Annotated in this window: 15 protein-coding genes and 1 pseudogene; 9 read left to right on the top strand and 7 right to left on the bottom strand. The window is 59.2% G+C overall.

Translation table 11 applies throughout. The features are described from left to right. Window positions 1-22: 22 nt before the first annotated feature. From H8S56_RS18150 to H8S56_RS18140, 3 genes are all read right to left on the bottom strand, one after another. Window positions 23-2,077: an ArnT family glycosyltransferase gene (locus H8S56_RS18150; protein WP_187519394.1), complete on the bottom strand. Its 2,055-nt coding sequence runs from the start codon at window positions 2,075-2,077 to the stop codon at window positions 23-25. A gap of 76 nt (window positions 2,078-2,153) precedes the next feature. Beyond that, complete coding sequence (locus H8S56_RS18145) at window positions 2,154-2,507, bottom strand: EamA family transporter (protein ID WP_080266064.1); 354 nt, start codon at window positions 2,505-2,507, stop codon at window positions 2,154-2,156. Further along, window positions 2,507-3,496, bottom strand: coding sequence for a glycosyltransferase family 2 protein (locus tag H8S56_RS18140; protein ID WP_024686794.1), 990 nt, complete (start codon window positions 3,494-3,496; stop codon window positions 2,507-2,509). The genes H8S56_RS18145 and H8S56_RS18140 overlap by 1 nt, the downstream gene beginning before the upstream one ends. A 607-nt stretch (window positions 3,497-4,103) precedes the next feature. Between H8S56_RS18140 and H8S56_RS18135 the strand changes: the two genes are divergently transcribed. Continuing rightward, window positions 4,104-4,334 (top strand): hypothetical protein, encoded by a 231-nt coding sequence (locus H8S56_RS18135; protein ID WP_187519393.1) that lies wholly within the window; start codon window positions 4,104-4,106, stop codon window positions 4,332-4,334. 400 nt (window positions 4,335-4,734) lie between these two features. Here H8S56_RS18135 and H8S56_RS18130 read toward each other — a convergent pair whose 3' ends face one another. Both H8S56_RS18130 and H8S56_RS18125 read right to left on the bottom strand, forming a co-directional pair. Continuing rightward, the gene (locus tag H8S56_RS18130) at window positions 4,735-5,619 is read right to left on the bottom strand and encodes a DUF4214 domain-containing protein (RefSeq protein WP_187519392.1); all 885 of its coding nucleotides are present in this window, start codon (window positions 5,617-5,619) and stop codon (window positions 4,735-4,737) included. A gap of 46 nt (window positions 5,620-5,665) precedes the next feature. Then, window positions 5,666-6,571: a DUF4214 domain-containing protein gene (locus H8S56_RS18125; RefSeq protein ID WP_024686791.1), complete on the bottom strand. Its 906-nt coding sequence runs from the start codon at window positions 6,569-6,571 to the stop codon at window positions 5,666-5,668. A gap of 273 nt (window positions 6,572-6,844) precedes the next feature. Between H8S56_RS18125 and H8S56_RS18120 the strand changes: the two genes are divergently transcribed. Next, on the top strand, window positions 6,845-8,263 hold the full coding sequence (locus H8S56_RS18120) for a mannose-1-phosphate guanylyltransferase/mannose-6-phosphate isomerase (protein WP_187519391.1): 1,419 nt from the start codon (window positions 6,845-6,847) through the stop codon (window positions 8,261-8,263). Between the two features lie 54 nt (window positions 8,264-8,317). Here H8S56_RS18120 and H8S56_RS18115 read toward each other — a convergent pair whose 3' ends face one another. Beyond that, a complete protein-coding gene (locus H8S56_RS18115; RefSeq protein WP_187519390.1) occupies window positions 8,318-9,178 on the bottom strand; it encodes a class I SAM-dependent methyltransferase in 861 nt (286 codons plus the stop codon). A 265-nt stretch (window positions 9,179-9,443) separates the two neighbouring features. On the opposite strand from H8S56_RS18115, the pseudogene H8S56_RS25020 reads away from it, so the two are divergent. The 3 genes and pseudogenes from H8S56_RS25020 to H8S56_RS18105 form a co-directional block, all read left to right on the top strand. Next, window positions 9,444-10,217, top strand: a pseudogene (locus H8S56_RS25020) (PAS domain-containing protein); the annotation flags it as partial. Then, window positions 10,203-10,757 carry a methyl-accepting chemotaxis protein gene (locus H8S56_RS25015; RefSeq protein ID WP_408003834.1) on the top strand — a complete coding sequence of 185 codons (555 nt, stop codon included), beginning with the start codon at window positions 10,203-10,205 and terminating at the stop codon, window positions 10,755-10,757. The pseudogene H8S56_RS25020 and the gene H8S56_RS25015, both read left to right, overlap by 15 nt. 90 nt (window positions 10,758-10,847) lie before the next feature. Next, a complete protein-coding gene (locus H8S56_RS18105; protein WP_187519388.1) occupies window positions 10,848-12,092 on the top strand; it encodes a TerD family protein in 1,245 nt (414 codons plus the stop codon). A gap of 117 nt (window positions 12,093-12,209) precedes the next feature. Here H8S56_RS18105 and H8S56_RS18100 read toward each other — a convergent pair whose 3' ends face one another. After that, window positions 12,210-12,683, bottom strand: coding sequence for a Dps family protein (locus H8S56_RS18100; RefSeq protein ID WP_024686787.1), 474 nt, complete (start codon window positions 12,681-12,683; stop codon window positions 12,210-12,212). 264 nt (window positions 12,684-12,947) lie between these two features. Between H8S56_RS18100 and mltA the strand changes: the two genes are divergently transcribed. The 4 genes from mltA (at window position 12,948) to bcsG (ending at window position 18,024) form a co-directional block, all read left to right on the top strand. After that, entirely contained in the window at window positions 12,948-14,111 is a 1,164-nt protein-coding gene (mltA, locus tag H8S56_RS18095; protein ID WP_187519387.1) for a murein transglycosylase A, read from the top strand. A 553-nt stretch (window positions 14,112-14,664) separates the two neighbouring features. Beyond that, window positions 14,665-16,206, top strand: coding sequence for a cellulose biosynthesis protein BcsE (gene bcsE / locus H8S56_RS18090; RefSeq protein ID WP_187519386.1), 1,542 nt, complete (start codon window positions 14,665-14,667; stop codon window positions 16,204-16,206). Next, the gene (gene bcsF, locus H8S56_RS18085) at window positions 16,203-16,403 is read left to right on the top strand and encodes a cellulose biosynthesis protein BcsF (protein ID WP_187519385.1); all 201 of its coding nucleotides are present in this window, start codon (window positions 16,203-16,205) and stop codon (window positions 16,401-16,403) included. The genes bcsE and bcsF overlap by 4 nt, the downstream gene beginning before the upstream one ends. After that, window positions 16,390-18,024: a cellulose biosynthesis protein BcsG gene (bcsG, locus tag H8S56_RS18080; RefSeq protein ID WP_408003831.1), complete on the top strand. Its 1,635-nt coding sequence runs from the start codon at window positions 16,390-16,392 to the stop codon at window positions 18,022-18,024. The genes bcsF and bcsG overlap by 14 nt, the downstream gene beginning before the upstream one ends. Window positions 18,025-18,030 lie beyond the last annotated feature (6 nt).

Here is an 18,030-nt window from a genome sequence, read left to right as displayed (position 1 = left end):
CTGAGCGCGCCGAGGCGCTGCATTATTCGCGCTGTTCTATCGATAAGGTCTGAATACCCAGGCCCAGTTTCCGGTTATCGGCATTTATGCCTAGTTGCGCCGGGCTGACCGCCTGGGGAACCTCGATGATGAGGCTGCTTGCGCGTTCCGGGTTATCGAGGTGCAACAGCAGTTCCTGATCCTGTTCGCTCAGGGTGAACGGCACGCGGGTGCTGCCCACACGCAGGATAAAGTCCTTGCCGATGTTGGGCCCGAAGGCGTGAGCGGTCAGGCGCACATCAAAGGTCTCGGGCAGTTGCCGGGCGAACGTCAGCACGACCTCGTCGTCGGTCGACCAGGTGCCCCAGCTCTCGGGCGTGGCCAGGCCCTGCGCCAGGGTGATGACGCCAGGCCAGCGTGTGTTGCGCATGTCGATGGTTTCATTGGCACTGATGCGGGTCAGCGTGAAGCCCGGCATGACGACCTGCGGGCGACCATTGGCTTGCGGCACGTAGTTGCCGATGGACAGCAGCCACTTCTTGTTCTCGGGCAGGCCTTGGAAGTCGTAATGGTTGCTGTCGTCCACTGTCGCAGGGGACACCTCGGTGTTGTCCAGGTAGAACGAGGCCTTGATCAGCCCGCCCAGGTCGGCACCCATGATCAGCACCTGGGTGCGTTCTTCTGCCGACAGGTACTGGCGCGTGAACAAACCGGCGCGGTCGAAGGTGTCCGGGATCAGGTGCAGACGCTGTTCACGGGTGACCCAGTAACTGGTCAGCAGGATGGTCAGCGGCAGCGCCAGGTAGACGAAGAACCGCGCGCCCCAGCGGGTCTGGTAGACCCAGGCACCCAGCGACAGCAAGGCCAGTGCGCTCATGAAGTAGAACGAGCCTGTGTGGAACAGGAAGCCGCGCAGCTCGGGGCTGTCGATGATGCTCGGTTCGAACGGAGCCATCGCCGTGTAGATGGCGTAGACCATCGGCAGACCGATCAATACAGCCAGCACGGCGCGCCAGCCACGTGCCTGACCTTCTGGCGCGGCGTACAGGCGCGAGGCGACCACGATCCAGGTCAGCGGGAAGATGAAGTCGTAATAGCGCATGTGCAGGCGCGTGACCGACTCGTAGACGCTGGTGTTGACCACCGACGCGGTGAACAGGCCGACCACGGCAATCAGGTTGGCGAACAGCAGCGTGGCCAGGATCGCCATCTTTTGCGCGGTGTCAGGTTCACGGCGGGCAAACACAGCCTTGCAGACCGCGTGGACGACGACGGCCATCGGCAGGCCGACGATCAGGCACAGGGCGAGCAGGTGGCCTCTGACGCTCTCAAGGCCCAGGGTCAGCAACTGGATGATGCGGTCCATCCCGGAGGTCGTGGACGAGGCAATCTTGCTGTACGACGGGCCGAAGAAGGTCAACCCCGCCGGGCCTGCGATCAGAAAACTGATCGCGAACTTGGCCACCAGCGCGGCCAGCAGAAAAGCCCCCAGATTGCGCAGGGTCATGCGCAGGTCGCTGTCGCGTGCGGTGGCCGACACATAGCAGATGTAGATCAGCACCGCAGGCACGAACAGCATGGAATGCGGCTTGATGAGCGCCGTGCAGCCCAGCGTGAAACCGGCGATGGCCCAGTCCTGCGCGAACCCCGGCCGGACCCTGAAAATGCTCCACATGAACACCCAGAAGCCCAGGAAATAGAAGGCTTCGGGCATGTAGTTGGTGGTGTAGCTGTTGATGGGCGCGAGCAGCGCGCACACCGTGATGAGCAGGGCAGGTACGGTGTTCATCACCCGTCGCGCGACCAGATACAGGAAGGGCGTGGCGCAGGCAAAAAAGAACGCGTTGAAGATTTTCGCGCAGCCCAGGAAATCGGTCCCGCAGTGATTGGTCAGGCGATACACCGCCAGGTACAGGTACCCCGGAATCATCGAGTCGGACAGCGGAATCAGCCTGGAATAGCGGCTGTAGGTGTACTCATCGGAGAGGATGAACGGGTACAGGCCGCTGTTTTTCAGCGCCAGGGCAAGGAAGAACGCAATGCCGATGAAAAACAGGATGTAGAGGTTGCGGGGCGATTCCCGGGTGGAGCGATTCATTGCCAATATCCGTATCAAACGCATTCGAAAATAAAGGAAGTTGCCGACTGTGGAGGCGACGCAGGGCCGCGAGGTCTCAGGCCCGATACACCGAGACGCAAACCCCCAGTGCAATCAGGGCAGCACCGGCGAAGGTGTTCCAGTTCAGGGATTCGCCCAGGAAGAAGTGCGCCAGCAGCGGGACGATGAAGAACGCCATGGCGGTGAAGGGGTAAGCGATGCTCAGCGGCGTGGTCTTGAGCGCGAACAGCCAGAGCACGGTTGCACCGGCATAGACCACCAGAGCAATGATCAGCTTCACGTTGACCATCGCACTCCACAGGCCCGCCATCGAGAACTCGACCGTGGCCGAGGCCAGCTTGAACAGGATCTGACCGGTCGCCAGCGCGACGACGGTCAGGGAGATGAAGACAAATTGCGATAAAGACATCATGGCCTCTTTTCCAGTTGCAGCTGACGGCGCTTCTGGTACTTCTTGTGGATGACGCGATCGGGCACCGAACTGATGTCATAGGACAGGAACGCCAGCACGAACTGGATACCGATGATGATCGGCAACGCAGAAAACATGATGGTGCCCAACGGCGTCGGCTCGTGGGTGTAGCTGGAACTCGCCCAGTGGTAAAGGCCGAATCCGCAACCGAACACGATCATCGCCAGGCCCGTGGGCATCTCGATGGACGCCAGCGACATGTCGCGCAGGTAGTAGTTGTAGAACACCCGCTTGAACGTGTTGCGCGCGTGTTTGCGCAGAAACTCGCCAATGATTTTCGAGATCTTCAGGTTGCTGACCTCGTCTTCGTACTTGGCGTCCATGGGGATATCGACGGCCACGGCCCGCAATGTGTTGAGCCGGAACAGAATGTCAGTCTCGAAAAAGTAGCGTCGGCTGATCTTGTGGAACGGCAGATGGCGCGCCACTTCGCGGTGAATGGCGGTGTAGCCGTTGGTGGGGTCGAACAGGTTCCAGTAGCCGGAGGACAGCTTGGTCATGAACGACAGGACCGCATTGCCGAACAGTCGCATCTTCGGCATGGCACTGATTTTTTCCAGGTCGTAGAAACGGTTGCCTTTGGTGTAGTCCGCTTCGCCGTTGAGAATCGGGTCGACGAAGTTGGTGATCAGCCCCGGGTCCATCTGACCATCGCCATCGATCTTGACGATAACGTCGACGTTCGCCGCAATGGCAGCCTGATAACCGGTCATCACTGCACCGCCCACACCCTGATTGACGGTATGGCGCAGAATGACCACGCGTGGATCGATGCAGTGTTCGGCTACGTAATCGCCTGAGCCTTCAGGGCAGCAATCATCGACCACGAAAATGGACGAAACCTCCGGGCCGATCTGGGCGATGACCGAGAGGATTTGCTGACGCACCTTGTAGCAGGGGATAACGACGGCGACCTGACTTTGCATGAATGCTCCTTTGGCCCTCTGCCCGACTTTTCAAGCGACGTTTTATAGAGGGGTATCGCTTTTACGTCTAGGGATGCTCCCTATCCTGTGCCAGCAAAAAAGCCACGGATGGTAGCAGATCGCCGAGTTTTTCTTAAGTGACTATTTTATTGTCGGACAATGTGTCTTTCGCAGTTTTTCTGTTGCCGGTATTCACGGGACAACACCAGGAAATCATTGATTAATGCTTATAACCAGACAGTTTGTTTTTTTCAGTATTAAGTTAGCTGAATTTAGTCTAGCGCCGCGTTAGACAACCCGCGTGCATATCGCTAGCGTGAAGCCGTGCAAGTGGGACTTCACGCGCAGACCCTTGAAAAGCCATGCCCTTTTATAGCCGTAAGGACCTCGGAACTTACCGGGTCCTGTTCGATGACTTATGCCTGCCTGAAAAACGGCTGATCGCTCGTCACGGCCGACGTGCAGCCTGTTTTCCATAACAACAGGATACCGTTCGGCGCTTTATGTACATCGTCAAGTGATACCGCGCCGGGCCGTCGTCGATCTGAAATAAAGAACGCGTAATACATCATTAATCACCGCGATTCAGTTGTTCCACTAGGGCGGCGTGCTCGACAACACCCTGATCACCAATAAAGCCACTGTTGGCGTCGCGTACGCCGACAAGGGCCTGAACGATACGACGCTGGGCGCCAAGGTCCTGTCTTCGGTCAGCACCGACGCCGCCAGCGTCTCAGGCACCTTGGCGATTCTCTCGCTGATTCCCTCGGCCACCGCCGGCCAGACCAGTGGTTCTTCGCTGCGGATGTGGGTGGGGTGTCGACCGCTGACGAGCTGACGTTCTATAACGCTGCTACGTCCTCTGCAGAGAAAATAGTACTCAGTGGTGTCACCAGTGTGTCTCTTGACACCGCTGGCGTATTCAACCTGACGCCTGAGGTCGTGTGATAAAAAAGAGATTTCTACGGCTGTAAAAGGCACTGGACATAAATACCCTTATCCTTGACCGGTGGGGGTATTTTTTATGCGAAAAAATCACTGCCCGGTTATTGATTTATTCCGGGCCGTATAAAAACGTTTGGATTCTCCGATTACAAAATAAACCGGGAGAGCGGATCAAAAGCATCGCTCCCCGCCTGAGTATTCTGAGCGTCACACCCTATTGGCAGCCTCAATAAAAAACCCCGCTTTCCAGAAGAAAGCGGGGTTTTTTTACGCCAGTAGATCAGGTGTTGTCGTTACACCAGCCACAGACCGTTGTTCAGGTCGGGGGCCACGTTGGCGATGTTTTCCTGGCTTTCAGAGAACGACACCAGGACTTCAGCCGCCGTCATGCCGCCGCTCATCTGACCATTCCAGTACTGCAGGCCGCCTGCATCGGCGTCGCGGTGCAGCACGTGCTGGTAGAAGTTGTTGATCAACGAATTCTGGTCCTGACCCGGGTTCAGGGCCTTGAACTCGGCGCTGTCGACAAAGCCTTTGGCCACTTGCTGCAGGCTGCTGCCTTTGTCCAGATCGTTGATCCAGTATTTGAGGCCGTCGTTGTCCGGCTTGCGGTCGAACGCGGCCTGGTACAGGCGATAACCGGAACCGGCGTTCTGGCCTGCATTGATATCCACTGCCAGGGTGCCGTCGTCGAACTGGACGCGTTCGATGTTGACGAGCGAGTCGGTCTTGCCCAGGCCGTCCAGGCTCAGACCGTTGCCGCTGGCCTTGACGACGAAGTCGTTCTTGGACGCGCTGTAGTAGACGGTGTCGGTGCCCGCACCACCATCGTACTTGTCATTGCCCAGCCAGGCGCCGAACAGGTCGTTGCCGCTGGAACCGATGTACGTGTCATCGCCTTCGTAGAAGGACGTTGGAACCGAACCCGACAGGTTGTAACCCAGTTCAGAGACGGTCATGTAAGTCGAGCCGTCCTTGGAATAGGAGATCTCGGAGACGCGCCCCATCAGTTGAGTACTGCCGTAGACAAAGATGCCTTTCAGGTCGGCCGAGTAAGAGCCATCACTGAAGCCGATGTGAGTGCTGGTAGCGTCGGTGACCGTACCGGTCACGCCGACATTGGCGGCTTTGCTCAAATCAAAGTTGGTGAACGGCTGATTGTAGGTAACGCGTGCCATGAGGATTCCTTATCCTGAAGGGTAGAGGTACAAAAGCAGTGAGGTGTCAGACCAGCCAAAGGCCACTGTTGAGTGCCGCGGCGGCATTGCTGATGTTTTCCTGACTCTCGGAAAACGAAACCAGTACTTCATGCGTGCTCATGCCTTCGGCCATGGCACTTTTCCAATACTGTGCGCCCGCTTCGTCGGCGTCGCGGTGCAGCACGTGCTGGTACAAGTTGTTGATGATCGAGGTGGCATCGTTGCTGGGGTTGAGCGTCTTGAATTCGGCGCTGTCGACAAAACCTTGAGCGATCTGTTGAAGGTTGGCGCCCGTGTCCAGTTCGTTGATCCAGTACTTCAATCCACTGGTGTCAGGTTTGCGATCAAACGCGGCCTGATACAGGCGATAGGCCGAACCTGCGTTTTCGCCGGCCTTTACATCCAGCGCCAGAACAGAGCCCGGGCCGAAGTCGATACGCTCGATGTTGTTCAACGTGTCGGTGCCGCCGTCATGACTGACGGTGTATGTATTGCCGCTGGACGGGATCGAGACGTCATGTTTGCCACCGTTGTAATACACGGTGTCGATGCCGGCACCGCCATCGAACGCATTATTACCGCCGCCGCCTTTGAGCACATCGTTGCCGGCAGAGCCGATAAGTGTGTCGTCGCCCTTGAGTATTTCGGTCAGCGCGCCATTGATGTCGAAGTTGCCGATGTATTCGGCCATGACCCCGGCGTCGAGATTAAAGCCGCTGACTTCGTAATACGCGCCATTCTGATAAGCGACGGTGGACGTCAACACGCCGCCGGACACTTCGCCATTGCTGAACTGGAAGGAACCGAAGTAATCCTGGGTTCTCACACCGTCAGTGGCTTGTATATGGCCTGCCTCAACAATGGGGAAGGTGCCGTCCCATGCTTGAAGGGCGTTCATGTCGATGGGCTGATAGAGTTTCAGGGTTGCCATTGATCTTCCTTGGTTGAGGCAGACCTTCACGCACGCACCTGGAATGCAATCCCGATGATGCTGCATGGAAGCTGAAGTTGTATCAACGATGATACAAATGGATGATTAAGTGGGACTTCGGACTTTTCCTGATGGGAATAGTTCCCGAGTGACAGCGCAATGTTTACTGTTCCTCGCGACGTGTCACGAGCGCCAATCTGTATTGCATCCCCTCTACAGCCCCCGGATAATGCGCCCCTCGCTACACCCACGTGGCACAAGAATGGAGCATCTATGTTTACCCCTGTAATCCTGGCCGGTGGCAATGGTTCGCGTCTGTGGCCGCTGTCGCGCCAAAGCTTTCCCAAGCAGTTTCTGGCCCTTGACGGTCAGGATCAGGGAACGATGTTTCAACGCACGCTCGCGCGTCTGCAAGGGCTTGAGCACTCGCCGGCCGTGGTGGTGAGCAACCAGAACCATCGTTTCATCGTCGCCGAGCAACTGCGTGTGGCGAAGATGGCCAGCCGTCGTGTGATCCTTGAGCCACTGGCGCGCAACACCGCTCCTGCCATCGCGCTGGCTGCGCTGGAAGCGACTGCCGACGGCACGGACCCGATCCTGCTGGTGCTGGCCGCCGACCACCACATCCATGACGAAGAGGCTTTCCGCCAGGCGGTCCGTGTTGCCCAGGCGCATGCCGAGGCCGGTCGTCTGGTGACCTTCGGCATCACACCGACCCACGCCGAAACCGGTTTTGGCTACATTCAGTGCGGCCAGTCCATCGCCCAGGGCGGTTTCGACATTGCCGGCTTCAAGGAAAAACCTTCCCAGCAAATGGCCGAAGAGTATCTGTCCTCGGGTATCTACCTGTGGAACAGCGGCATGTTCATGTTCCGCGCCTCGGTGTTCCTGACCGAACTTGAGCAGCATCGCCCGGATATCCTGGCCGCTTGCCGTGTGGCACTGGAGCACGCCGAGGCGGACAACTACTTCCTGCACGTGCAGGCCGAGCAGTTTGCGCTGTGCGCCGACGAGTCGGTGGACTACGCGGTCATGGAGCACACGGCCGCCGGTCTGGTCGTGCCGCTGGATGCGGGCTGGAACGATCTGGGCAGTTGGGCTGCGATCTGGGACGTGGGCCCACACGATGCCAACGCCAACCGCCTGGAAGGCGACGTGATGGCCATCGATACCCGCAACTGCCTGGTGCAGTCGCACCACCGCCTGGTGGCCACGGTCGGTGTCGAGAACCTGATCGTTATCGAGACCAAGGACGCCATCCTGGTCGCCAACAAGAACGACAGTCAGCAGGTCAAGGACGTGGTCAAACGTCTGCAGGCCGAAGAGCGTCCTGAGTTTGTCACGCACCCGCTGGTCAACCGTCCGTGGGGCCACTACGACACGATCGACATGGGCGAGCGTTATCAGGTCAAGCGTATCAGCGTGCTGCCGGGCGAATGCCTGTCGCTGCAGATGCATTACCACCGCGCCGAGCACTGGATTGTGGTCTCCGGCACCGCCAAGGTAACGTGCGACGATCAGGAACTGATCCTCTCGGAAAACCAGTCCACCTACATCCCGCTGGGCGTCAAACACTCGCTGGCCAACCCCGGCAAGGTGCCGCTCGAGCTGATCGAAGTGCAGTCCGGCTCTTATCTGGGTGAAGACGACATCGTGCGCTTCGAAGACCGTTACGGCCGTCTGAAGAAGTAACGCCAAGTACTGCAGCCTGAGCGGACCCTGTCTGCTTAGGCTCGCGCTCATGGCTCAGTCAGATTGTTGCTGCGCCAGGCAGTAGAAAATATCGCCCGGCAGCAGCCTGAGCATCGGCAGCGCCAGAAGAATCGCCACATAAGCAGCCTGCTGCGTCAGGGGGCCAAGGCCTTTGACCAACGCAATGCGGGCATGCAACCCCTTCAGAACCAGCGTAGGCAACCGTCCTCTCTCAATGAGACTGAACCCCTGCATGTCCAGCAAACCTTCAAGGTTGGTGGGGTTGAAGTAATGGACATGGGGGGATGGGAGGTCTTTCTGCCACAGCCTGTTGAATGGACCCTGCACCGAGTGCTGAGCCAGCCATCTTGCCTGTCGATAGAAGATCCCGTTGCTGTTGGGCAGATTCAACACCAGTAATCCGCCTTCGTTCATATGCCGGTGGCAGGTGTCGAGGGTCATCCTGATGTCTGGAATGTGCTCGATCACGTCGTTGAACACGATGATATCGAACGTCTCCCCTTCATTCAGGGCCTGCGGGAAATAGCCGTGTCGCACGGGCAGGCTCTTGTCCAGACGTTCCAGCAGCTGGTGGTCAGGTTCGATACCTGTCACGTCGAAGTCCTGCCGCGCCAGGTCCAGAAACCACCCATGTGCGCAGCCTACTTCCAGCAAGCGGCTGCCTTGTTTTTTCAAGGCCTTGATACGGCTGAGTACGGTCTGAAAGTTTCGGGTTCTGAGTGTTTTCAGGCCTGCTTCGCGTTTGCTCTCGTCAATCAGTTCATGGGCAGGGCTGGAGTTGATCACAGGCTCCAGAACCGAGCCTTCGTAATGGCAGTGCGCACAGGTTAAATGCCAGGCGTAGAGGCCGCGTTGCAGCGGGTTTTGGCAGACAGGGCATAGTCGTGTGCTCATGGCAGGCGATTCCTTAAACATGACGATGATGTTTACAGGTGCATGCACTGCCCAAGTTCGCATGCCTGAAGCGTAGTCCTTTGTTTTAGCGCCACTCGAACGACATGACGAGCGCAACCTCTCTGGTCGCAAACATGTGAGTGCCCTGGATGTTCATTGGGCAAATCTGAGCGCTGTTTTGCACAATGAAAATCCAGTACGCAGGGCGCTCAACCCGGCTACGCTGCTGCCGATAACGTTGTATAACTCACAGATCGGTGCAGCCATGTTCAATACTCGCTTGAAAAAGGAATTACTGGCACAACAGGCCGAGTTATCGATATTCAGGCAGATGCAGAATGGTATTGATGCCTGCATGGTGGGGCTGACGCTGGATGCCAGTTACCGCCTCACCCACGTCAACGATAACTTCCTCACGATGCTGGGGTATGGCGAAGATCAGTTGCTGGGGCGCGCACTGGACGAGTTTGTGCCGGCTTATGTGAAGCAGCTCGATTGTTATCGCAACCTCAGGGCCGCGGTGCAGAAGGGCGAGTCGGTTATCGACAATTACCGTTTCCTGCGTGCCGACGGCAGCCTGGCATGGATACGCGCCATGTGGCAGCCGGTCCTGGACGATAGCGGCAAGCTGATGCACGTGCAGTGCTATGGCTCGGACATCACCCAAACCATTGAAACGGCGTCCGAGAACCAGGCGTTCATTCAGGCTTTGCTGCGTTCCACAGCGGTGATCGAGTTCGATCTGGGCGGCCACGTGCTGACGGCCAACGAGCAGTTTCTGCGTGGCATGGGTTACAACCTGGCGCAGATCAAGGGCAAGCACCACAGCCTGTTTTGTGACCCGCAGGACGTGAGCCAGGCCGCGTACAAGGACTTCTGGGCAACCTTGAACCGTGGCGAGTTTGTGGCCAGCCGGTTCAAGAGGGTCGACAGCAATGGTCGTGATGTGTGGCTCGAGGCGACCTATAACCCCGTGCATGACGCCCAGGGCAAGCTCTACAAGATCGTCAAGTTCGCCACCGTCGTGACCGATCAGGTCGCCCGTGAGGAAGACGTCAGCCAGGCGGCGAGCGTGGCCTTCGAGATTTCCCAGCAGACCGACGTCAGCGCCCAGCGCGGCGCGGACGTTGTGCAGAACACCGTGCAGACCATGCGCAAGATCTCCCAGGAAATGGAATCGGCGTCCTCCGGCATTGAGGCGCTGGGCAAGCAGTCATTGCTGATCAGCTCCATCGTGCAGACCATCGGCGGTATCGCTCAGCAGACCAACCTGCTGGCCCTCAACGCGGCCATTGAAGCGGCACGTGCCGGCGAGCAGGGCAGGGGCTTTGCCGTGGTGGCCGATGAAGTGCGGCAACTGGCCGGCCGCACCAGTGCGGCCACCGAGGAGATCGTCAGCGTGGTACAGCAGAACCAGGCGCTGGCCGACGAGGCCGTGCGTGGCATGGCCAACAGCCGCGCCCAGGCCGAACAGGGCTTGCAACTGGCCAACGAGGCCGGGTCGGTGATTGTCGAAATTCAGGACGGCGCCAAACAGGTGGTGGGTGCAGTAGGGCGGTTTGCTAATCAATTGAAATGATTAGCCTGCGTCGGGGCTCTGGCAGGGACTTGACCCTGAGGGTGATGAAAAGCCACTGTGGCAGTCCCTACCATGGACAGGCGAAATCACGTGACTCAAGGCCTTAAACCCGGCGAAAACACCTCCCTCGACGCGTCCAGAGGGCAGGTCGTGGTCAGCCATGCTGCCGATGCTCATCTGGACGTCAATCTGACGGCTTTTCTGGTGACCGACAGCGGCAAGGTCATGGATGACAGCGGCATGGTTTTCTTCAATGCCCCCGAGCATGCATCAGGGGCTGCGAGCTTCACGGAACCTGTGACGCAAGGCGGTACGGTCAGCCACAGTATTGGTTTTGACCTTTCACGCCTGCCTGCCTCGATCAGTAAAATCGCGATCACCCTGACTCAGGATGGCACGGGCGGCGGCTTCGCCCAGGTGCGCGATCTGGTGGGGCGTGTCACGGTTGGCGCGCAGATTCTGGAACTGACGCCCGTGTCCTTCGATCAGGAGACCGGCATCATTGTGCTTGAGTTGTACCTGCGCAATGGCCAGGCCAAGGCCCGCGCCGTGTGGCAGGGTTTCGCCATTGGGCTGGCCGGGCTGTGCGGCCTGTATGGCATCGAGGTCGAGGAGCAGGCGCCTGTTGTACCCATGCCGCCTGCCACGCCGGTGAACATCGCCAAATCCATCATCACGCTCGACAAGCCCGGCAGTACGCACAAGGTCACGCTGGAGAAAGGGCCTACGGCACCCAGAGTGATCAAGGTCAGTGCGACCTGGGTCGACAATGGTGACGATGAAGACAACGACGACCTGGACCTGCGCATCGGCATCCTGCGTCCTGACGGCCGTATGTCGATCATTCAGGCACCGGACAAGCGTGGCGCTTTCGACCTCGACCCCTTTGTGTTTCACACCGGTGACGTTGTGACGGCCAGTGCCTCGGAACCGGCGATGGAGACCGTCGAGATCAACCCGCAGATTTCCCGGCTCATGGGCGGCAAGGTGGCGCTGGTGTGCAGTGTCTATTCGGCGGTCGATAACGGCGATGTTTCAGTGGCGTCGCTCAAGCCCCGCATGCGCATGGAATACGGCAATCAGGTCGTGGAGTGCGCGTTCGATTTCAAGCCGGGGGCCTATGACGACGAGAGTATCTATACCTATGTCATCGGTTTGATCGAGATCGATCATGAGTCCATTGTGCTCAGCCCTTCCGGCGTGACCTCCGAAGACTGCAGCGAGGCAACGCCTTGGCTGGCCTGGAGCAAAGGCACCCTGACACTCACGATGGACGGCCCTGAGGTGTTCAAGGGCGAGCCGCTGGTTGCCAGCGACGGCAAGGAATACGTCTAGCACCGGTTGTCGAGCGCAGCGTGTCTACACCTGCGCTCGATGCGCTACCGATCTTCGCGTGCATGCCAGAGGGTCAATCCGACTCACCGTCCAGACAGGCCGCCTGTCGTCTTGCGGTCAATTGCCTTCCAGCAACGTGCGCAGCATCCACGCGGCTTTTTCGTGGACCTGCATGCGCTGGGTCAGCAGGTCGGCGGTGGGTTCGTCGCTGACTTTTTCCAGCAGCGGGAACAGGCTGCGTGCGGTGCGTACCACCGCTTCCTGACCGTCTACCAATTGCTTGATCATCTCGGCGGCGTCAGGGACGCCGGGCTCTTCCTTGATTGAGGAGAGGCGGGCGTAGGTCGAGTAGGTGCCCGGTGCCGGGAAGCCCAGGGCGCGGATACGCTCGGCGATGGAATCGACCGCCGTGGCAAGCTCGGTGTACTGCTCTTCGAACAGCAAGTGCAAGGTGCGGAACATCGGGCCGGTGACGTTCCAGTGGAAGTTGTGGGTTTTCAAATACAACACATAGGTGTCGGACAGCAGGTGCGACAGGCCGTCGACGATCTGTTGGCGATCCTGCTCGTTGATGCCGATTTCAATACGCATATCAGTCCTCAAGGGTCAGATGTTTTCAGAAGTTGAGGCCATTCTAGAAAACGCAGATCGCCAGCGGAAATCACCGTTGGCAATGACCACCATCCAGACAACCTATGGGATCAGTCAGGCGATGGCCTGTCCGTCTGTCCCCAGGCTCTGTACGAAAAGTGGAGCAGCCACTTTTCCTACAGAGCCTAGGTCACAGCGCCCGCTTAGGCCACAATGGCGGCTTTTACCCTCAAGCCTGCTGTGGCTGTACAAGGATTCGCGCTGATGACGTTCTCTTTCAAACCCTGGCACCGGCGCCTGGTGCTGGTCCTGCCGTTGGCAGCGATGCTGGCGGCGTGCGACACGTCCGACAAGCCGGTCACCCCCCCAAAACCGCCTCACACCACCTATACCCAGGCCAGTTGGGAAGCATTGCCCGCCGTCTCCGATGCGGATCTGCAGGCCGGTTTCAGCGCGTGGCGCAGCGCGTGTACACGTTTGAAGGCCGACGCGATCTGGGGGCCGACCTGTGCCGCAGCGGCCAGCCTGTCGCCTGCGCCGGATGCAGAACAGATCCGGGTCTTTCTGAACAGTCAGTTGCAGGTCTACAGCCTGCGCGCTGAAGGCGGCAGCGCCGATGGCCTGATTACCGGTTATTACGAGCCGGTGTACCCCGGCAGCCTGACGCAGACCGCCACCGCCCGTGTGCCGGTGTATGGCGTCCCGGATGATCTGATCGTGGTCAACCTGGACAGCATCTACCCCGAACTCAAGGGCAAGCGCCTGCGTGGGCGTCTTGAGGGCCGTGTGCTCAAGCCCTATGACGACGCCGCCACCATCGGCGCTCAGGGCCTCAATGCCCCTGTGGTTGCCTGGCTGACTGACCCGATGGACCTGCAGTTTCTGCAGATTCAAGGGTCGGGGCGTGTACGTCTGGAGGATGGTTCGCAGGTGCGCCTGGCGTACGCCGATCAGAACGGTCGCCCCTATAAAGCCATTGGCCGCTGGCTGGTTGAGCAGGGCCAGTTGAAGAAGGAAGAGGTGACCATGGGCGCCATCGCTGACTGGGCCAAAGCCAATCCGCAGCGTGTCCCCGAGCTGCTGGGCAGCAACCCCAGTTATGTGTTTTTCGGCCGCAACCCGGACAGCACTGAAGGCCCGCGCGGTTCGCTCAATGTACCGCTGACGGCGGGCTACAGCGTTGCGATCGACCGCAAGGTCATTCCGCTGGGCAGCCTGCTGTGGCTGTCGACCACACGCCCTGATGGCAGCAGCGTGGTACGCCCGGTGGCCGCCCAAGACACCGGCGGCGCTATTGCGGGTCAGGTGCGTGCCGACCTGTTCTGGGGAACGGGCGAGGAGGCGGGCAAGCTGGCGGGCGACATGAAGCAGAAGGGCAATATCTGGCTGCTGTGGCCCAAGGGAATGGCGCTGCCCGCAACGGAGTGACGTCCTTTTGGTTGCTTGTATAGATAGCTAGATATCTAGCTATCTATATTATTTATAATTACAAGCCTTTGAATAAAAAGGGTTTTCTGACATAAATTCAGGATTACTTATGAGTGGCTGTGGAAAAAAAGAAAACGACAGGATCAGCGTCAACCCGTCTTTTTCGGTCACAGACTCAAGTTTTCAAACAAGCAGCCGAAACAGAGCGTCAACATTTTAAGGTCAATAAAATGCCGTTATTTTTATATTAGGTCACTCATCTAATTGATTGCTTAACTCGCAACAAAATATTGACACAATCAAATTGATATCACACATTAGCGCTGTTTTTGCACCGGCCACGGCACAGATGACCAAACGCACAGACAGGTCAGTGTGCTCAGGTCGTTGAGCCTCCCCCTTTTCGAATACGCCGCTGGCTTTGGCTGGCGCATGTCAATTCGGTCGACCAGGCCAGGCACGGACTGCCGCAGGTAAAAACATCATCTGGCAGTTGCGCAGCCCCGACCCGGTGCCTGTGCATGTGCATGTATTCGAATGTATGGGGTAGTACTTGGCTCAGGTCACCTTGGCCATCCAGCAGCTGCGGGATGAGCATATGTCGTTGCGGCAGGGCGGTGTGTATTGGGTGATTTCCGATATCACCAGCGACGCCACTACCCTTGCCCGTCAGTTTCTTGCTGCTCTGCCTGAGTCGGTCAGTGCTTCGCTGCTGGGACTGGGCATCGATCCGCACGACGTCATCGACGGCCTGTCCGAGGACTGCGGCCCTGCGATGCTGCGCCTGTTTTCGACCGAAGCGGATGTGGCGCCTATCGCCTTCAAAGCCCTGACCCGCGACTTGCACCGTGCTCACACGCCGCCCGGCAGCCAATTGCTGTTGATGGTGCCGTCCTCGAGTCTGGAAAACTTCTCCCTGGCCTACCTGCAACGCTGGTGCGAGAGCACACGCGAATGGCTTGGGCAGCGTGATGCAACGTTGCTGATCCTGTGTCACGGACCCGCTGCGCAGTTGCATGAAAAACTGCTGTCGCTCAACGAGCACACCTCCGGACTGGCCCAGCTCTATCGGCGCGACAGCGGCATCTGCTATCAGCTCAATTTCTGGCACAGCGAACTGGGCGTCTGCGCCTCGCAGGCGTTCGAGCTGGAAAAGGTCGACGCCGGTTTTACGCTCAGTGAGTCCTGGAATACGAGCAATGCCACCGTGCGTGTCGACGACCAGCGCATCTACCTGACCCAGCGTGCCGCGCTTGAAGGTGCCGCACCGCTGTCGGATCAGTGGCGGTTGTTCGAGCGTCGTCAGGACCTCCTGACGCAAGCCGCGCAGGCCCGTGCGGCAACAGTGATCGTGGCGCTGGAAAGCAACAAGGATGTGGAAATCCTGGGCCGTGAATTGCACCAGTTGCGCGAGCAGAGCGGCGTACTGCTGAAGATTGTGGTGCGCGAAACAGAACCCTGCCTGCGCTACCGGGATGAGCGTTTGCTGCTGGCCTGTGGTGCCAACCTGATCGTGCCGTTCAAGACCCAGCTGGCGCACTTTCTCAGCCTGGTCGACAGCACCCAGGGACAGACCTGGCGCTATCGTCAGATGCCAGACATTCAGGCGCTGTTCGACCGCCTGCGACCTCCGACCCAGCGGGGGATGTTGTCGCCCGCCGAGTTCATCACCCTGCTCGAAGACGTCTACCACGGCGCGGCGGGCGAGGTGACTCATCAATTGTTGCGCCTGCGGCCGCGCGGTGATTTGAACATTGAGCAGTACATGAGCCAGATCACCCTGCGCCGCTTCGGCGACGTGGCATGCGTGCTCGACGGCATGTTTTACCTGTTCCTGTTCGCATGCCGGGGTGACGGCCTGGAGCCGGCGCTGGGCAATATCTGTCGTCTGCCATGGCGCGACCTCTTCAGTGAATGCAAGTCGCTCACGGCAGTGGACGTATTGCCCCGCCAGGACTTTCTGACCGCCACCGGACTCACCGACCTGCCAGCCCTTGCGGTCGAGCAGGTGACGGCCGATCTGGGCGCGGCCATTGGCCGCCACGGCTACGCGCCGCAACGCATCACGTTGACCCTGTCGGAGCCTTGCCCATGACGTTTATCCAGTTGGTGCAGGTGATGGCGGCCAGTTGCCTGCTGACCATCGCGTCGATGCTGATGCTGCGTCGTTTTCGCCATCACCTGACGCGTTGGCTGGAGCAGCAATTGCCGCCCCGGCATCTCAAGTTTCGAGGCGTGCGCCGTCGAGTGCCTGCCGCCCCTGTCGTGAATGATGCTGATGAACCGAGTTGAACATCCCGCCGTTTCGGCGGCCATGCGTACCTGGCCAGGTCTTGGGCTGTGGAACCTGTATTTCCTCATCAAGCTGGCCCTGCTTTGGGGCGGCTACCTGAACCTGCAGGTCTTGCCCAACCTGCTTTTTGCCGCCGTGCTGCTGGCGCCCCTGCGCAACCGGACGCTGGCGTTTCTGCGCACGCTGATTGCGATTCCGGTGGGCGTGGCATTGTTCTACCAGGACACCTGGCTGCCGCCGTTCAGCCGTTTGCTGGACCAGCCGGGGGTGCTGAATTTCACTCATGAGTACCTGCTGGAGCTGGCAGGTCGTTTCATTGACTGGAACGTATGCGGCGCGCTGCTGATTCTGGTGATCGTGTTCTTTTCCGTACGCCAGTGGCTACGTCTGACGTCCCTGACCCTGGCGAGCCTGGCCTGGCTGGGCGGCACGGGTCTGTTGGCCATGCAGGCACCGACGCCTGTGGCGCAGATGAGCGGCAGTCCGGGGAGCGTGACACAGACTGTGTCCGGCGTGGAGCCGGACAGCCCGACGCTGGACGCCTACCTGCAACAGTTCTACACCACCGAGGCCGGACGGCAGGTGAAGTTTGAGCCTTCCACTTCAGCCGCGCAGCCTTTCGACCTGCTGCTGATCAACATCTGTTCCATGGCCTGGGACGATCTGGAGGCCGTTGGCCTGCGCGATAACCCTTTGTTGCAGCAGATGGACATGGTGTTCGACAACTTCAACTCCGCCACGGCCTACAGCGGTCCGGCCGCGATTCGCCTGTTGCGCGCCAGTTGCGGGCAGCAGCCGCACAGCAAGCTCTACGGCATGGCGCCGCAGCAATGCCTGTTGATGGATGACCTGCGCAAGCTCGGTTTCAGCAGCGAAGTCATGCTTAACCACACCGGCAAGTTCGAAGGTTTCATCGATGAGGTCCGCGCCCAGGGCTCCTTGCCAGATCCACAAGTGAGCACCGCCGACCTGCCGCGCAACCTGGTGGGTTTCGATGGCTCGCCGATCTGGCGTGACCGCGAGGTGCTGGACAAATGGTGGCGGTACCGTACCGCGCAGAGCGATTCGCGGGTGGCCCTGTTTTACAACTCCACCACGCTGCACGACGGCAACCGTATCGTGACGGCCGATGGCGGCACTCGCAGCGCCGATTACAAAACCCGTGCGCAAAGCCTGATCGATGACCTGAACGCCTTTCTCAAGCAGCTGGAAAAGAGCGGCCGGCGCGTGGCGGTGGTGATTGTGCCGGAACACGGCGCGGCGCTGCATGGCGACCGCATGCAGATTTCCGGCATGCGAGAGATCCCCAGCCCCTCGATCACCCACGTACCGGTGGGCGTCAAGCTGATCGGCATGGGCAGCAATCCGCGCTCCGGGCCGATCCATGTCAGCGCATCGAGCAGTTACCTGGCGCTTTCGGAAATCATTTCACGTCTTTACGCCGCACCACCACAGCGTGAAGGGCTTGGCCCGGACTGGCAGGTATTGCTGGCCAACCTGCCGCAGACACCGGTGGTCTCGGAAAACGCCGGCACCGTGGTTCTGAACTACGACGGCAAGCCTTATGTGCGAATCAAGGAGCAGGGTGCATGGTTGCCTTACCCGCAAAGATTCAAATGAATGATC

The sequence above is a fragment of the Pseudomonas triticifolii genome (genome assembly GCF_014358015.1).
GTDB lineage: Bacteria > Pseudomonadota > Gammaproteobacteria > Pseudomonadales > Pseudomonadaceae > Aquipseudomonas > Aquipseudomonas triticifolii.
The sequence above is the reverse complement of the archived record's forward strand: the minus strand, read 5'-3'. Positions and strand labels throughout refer to the sequence as shown.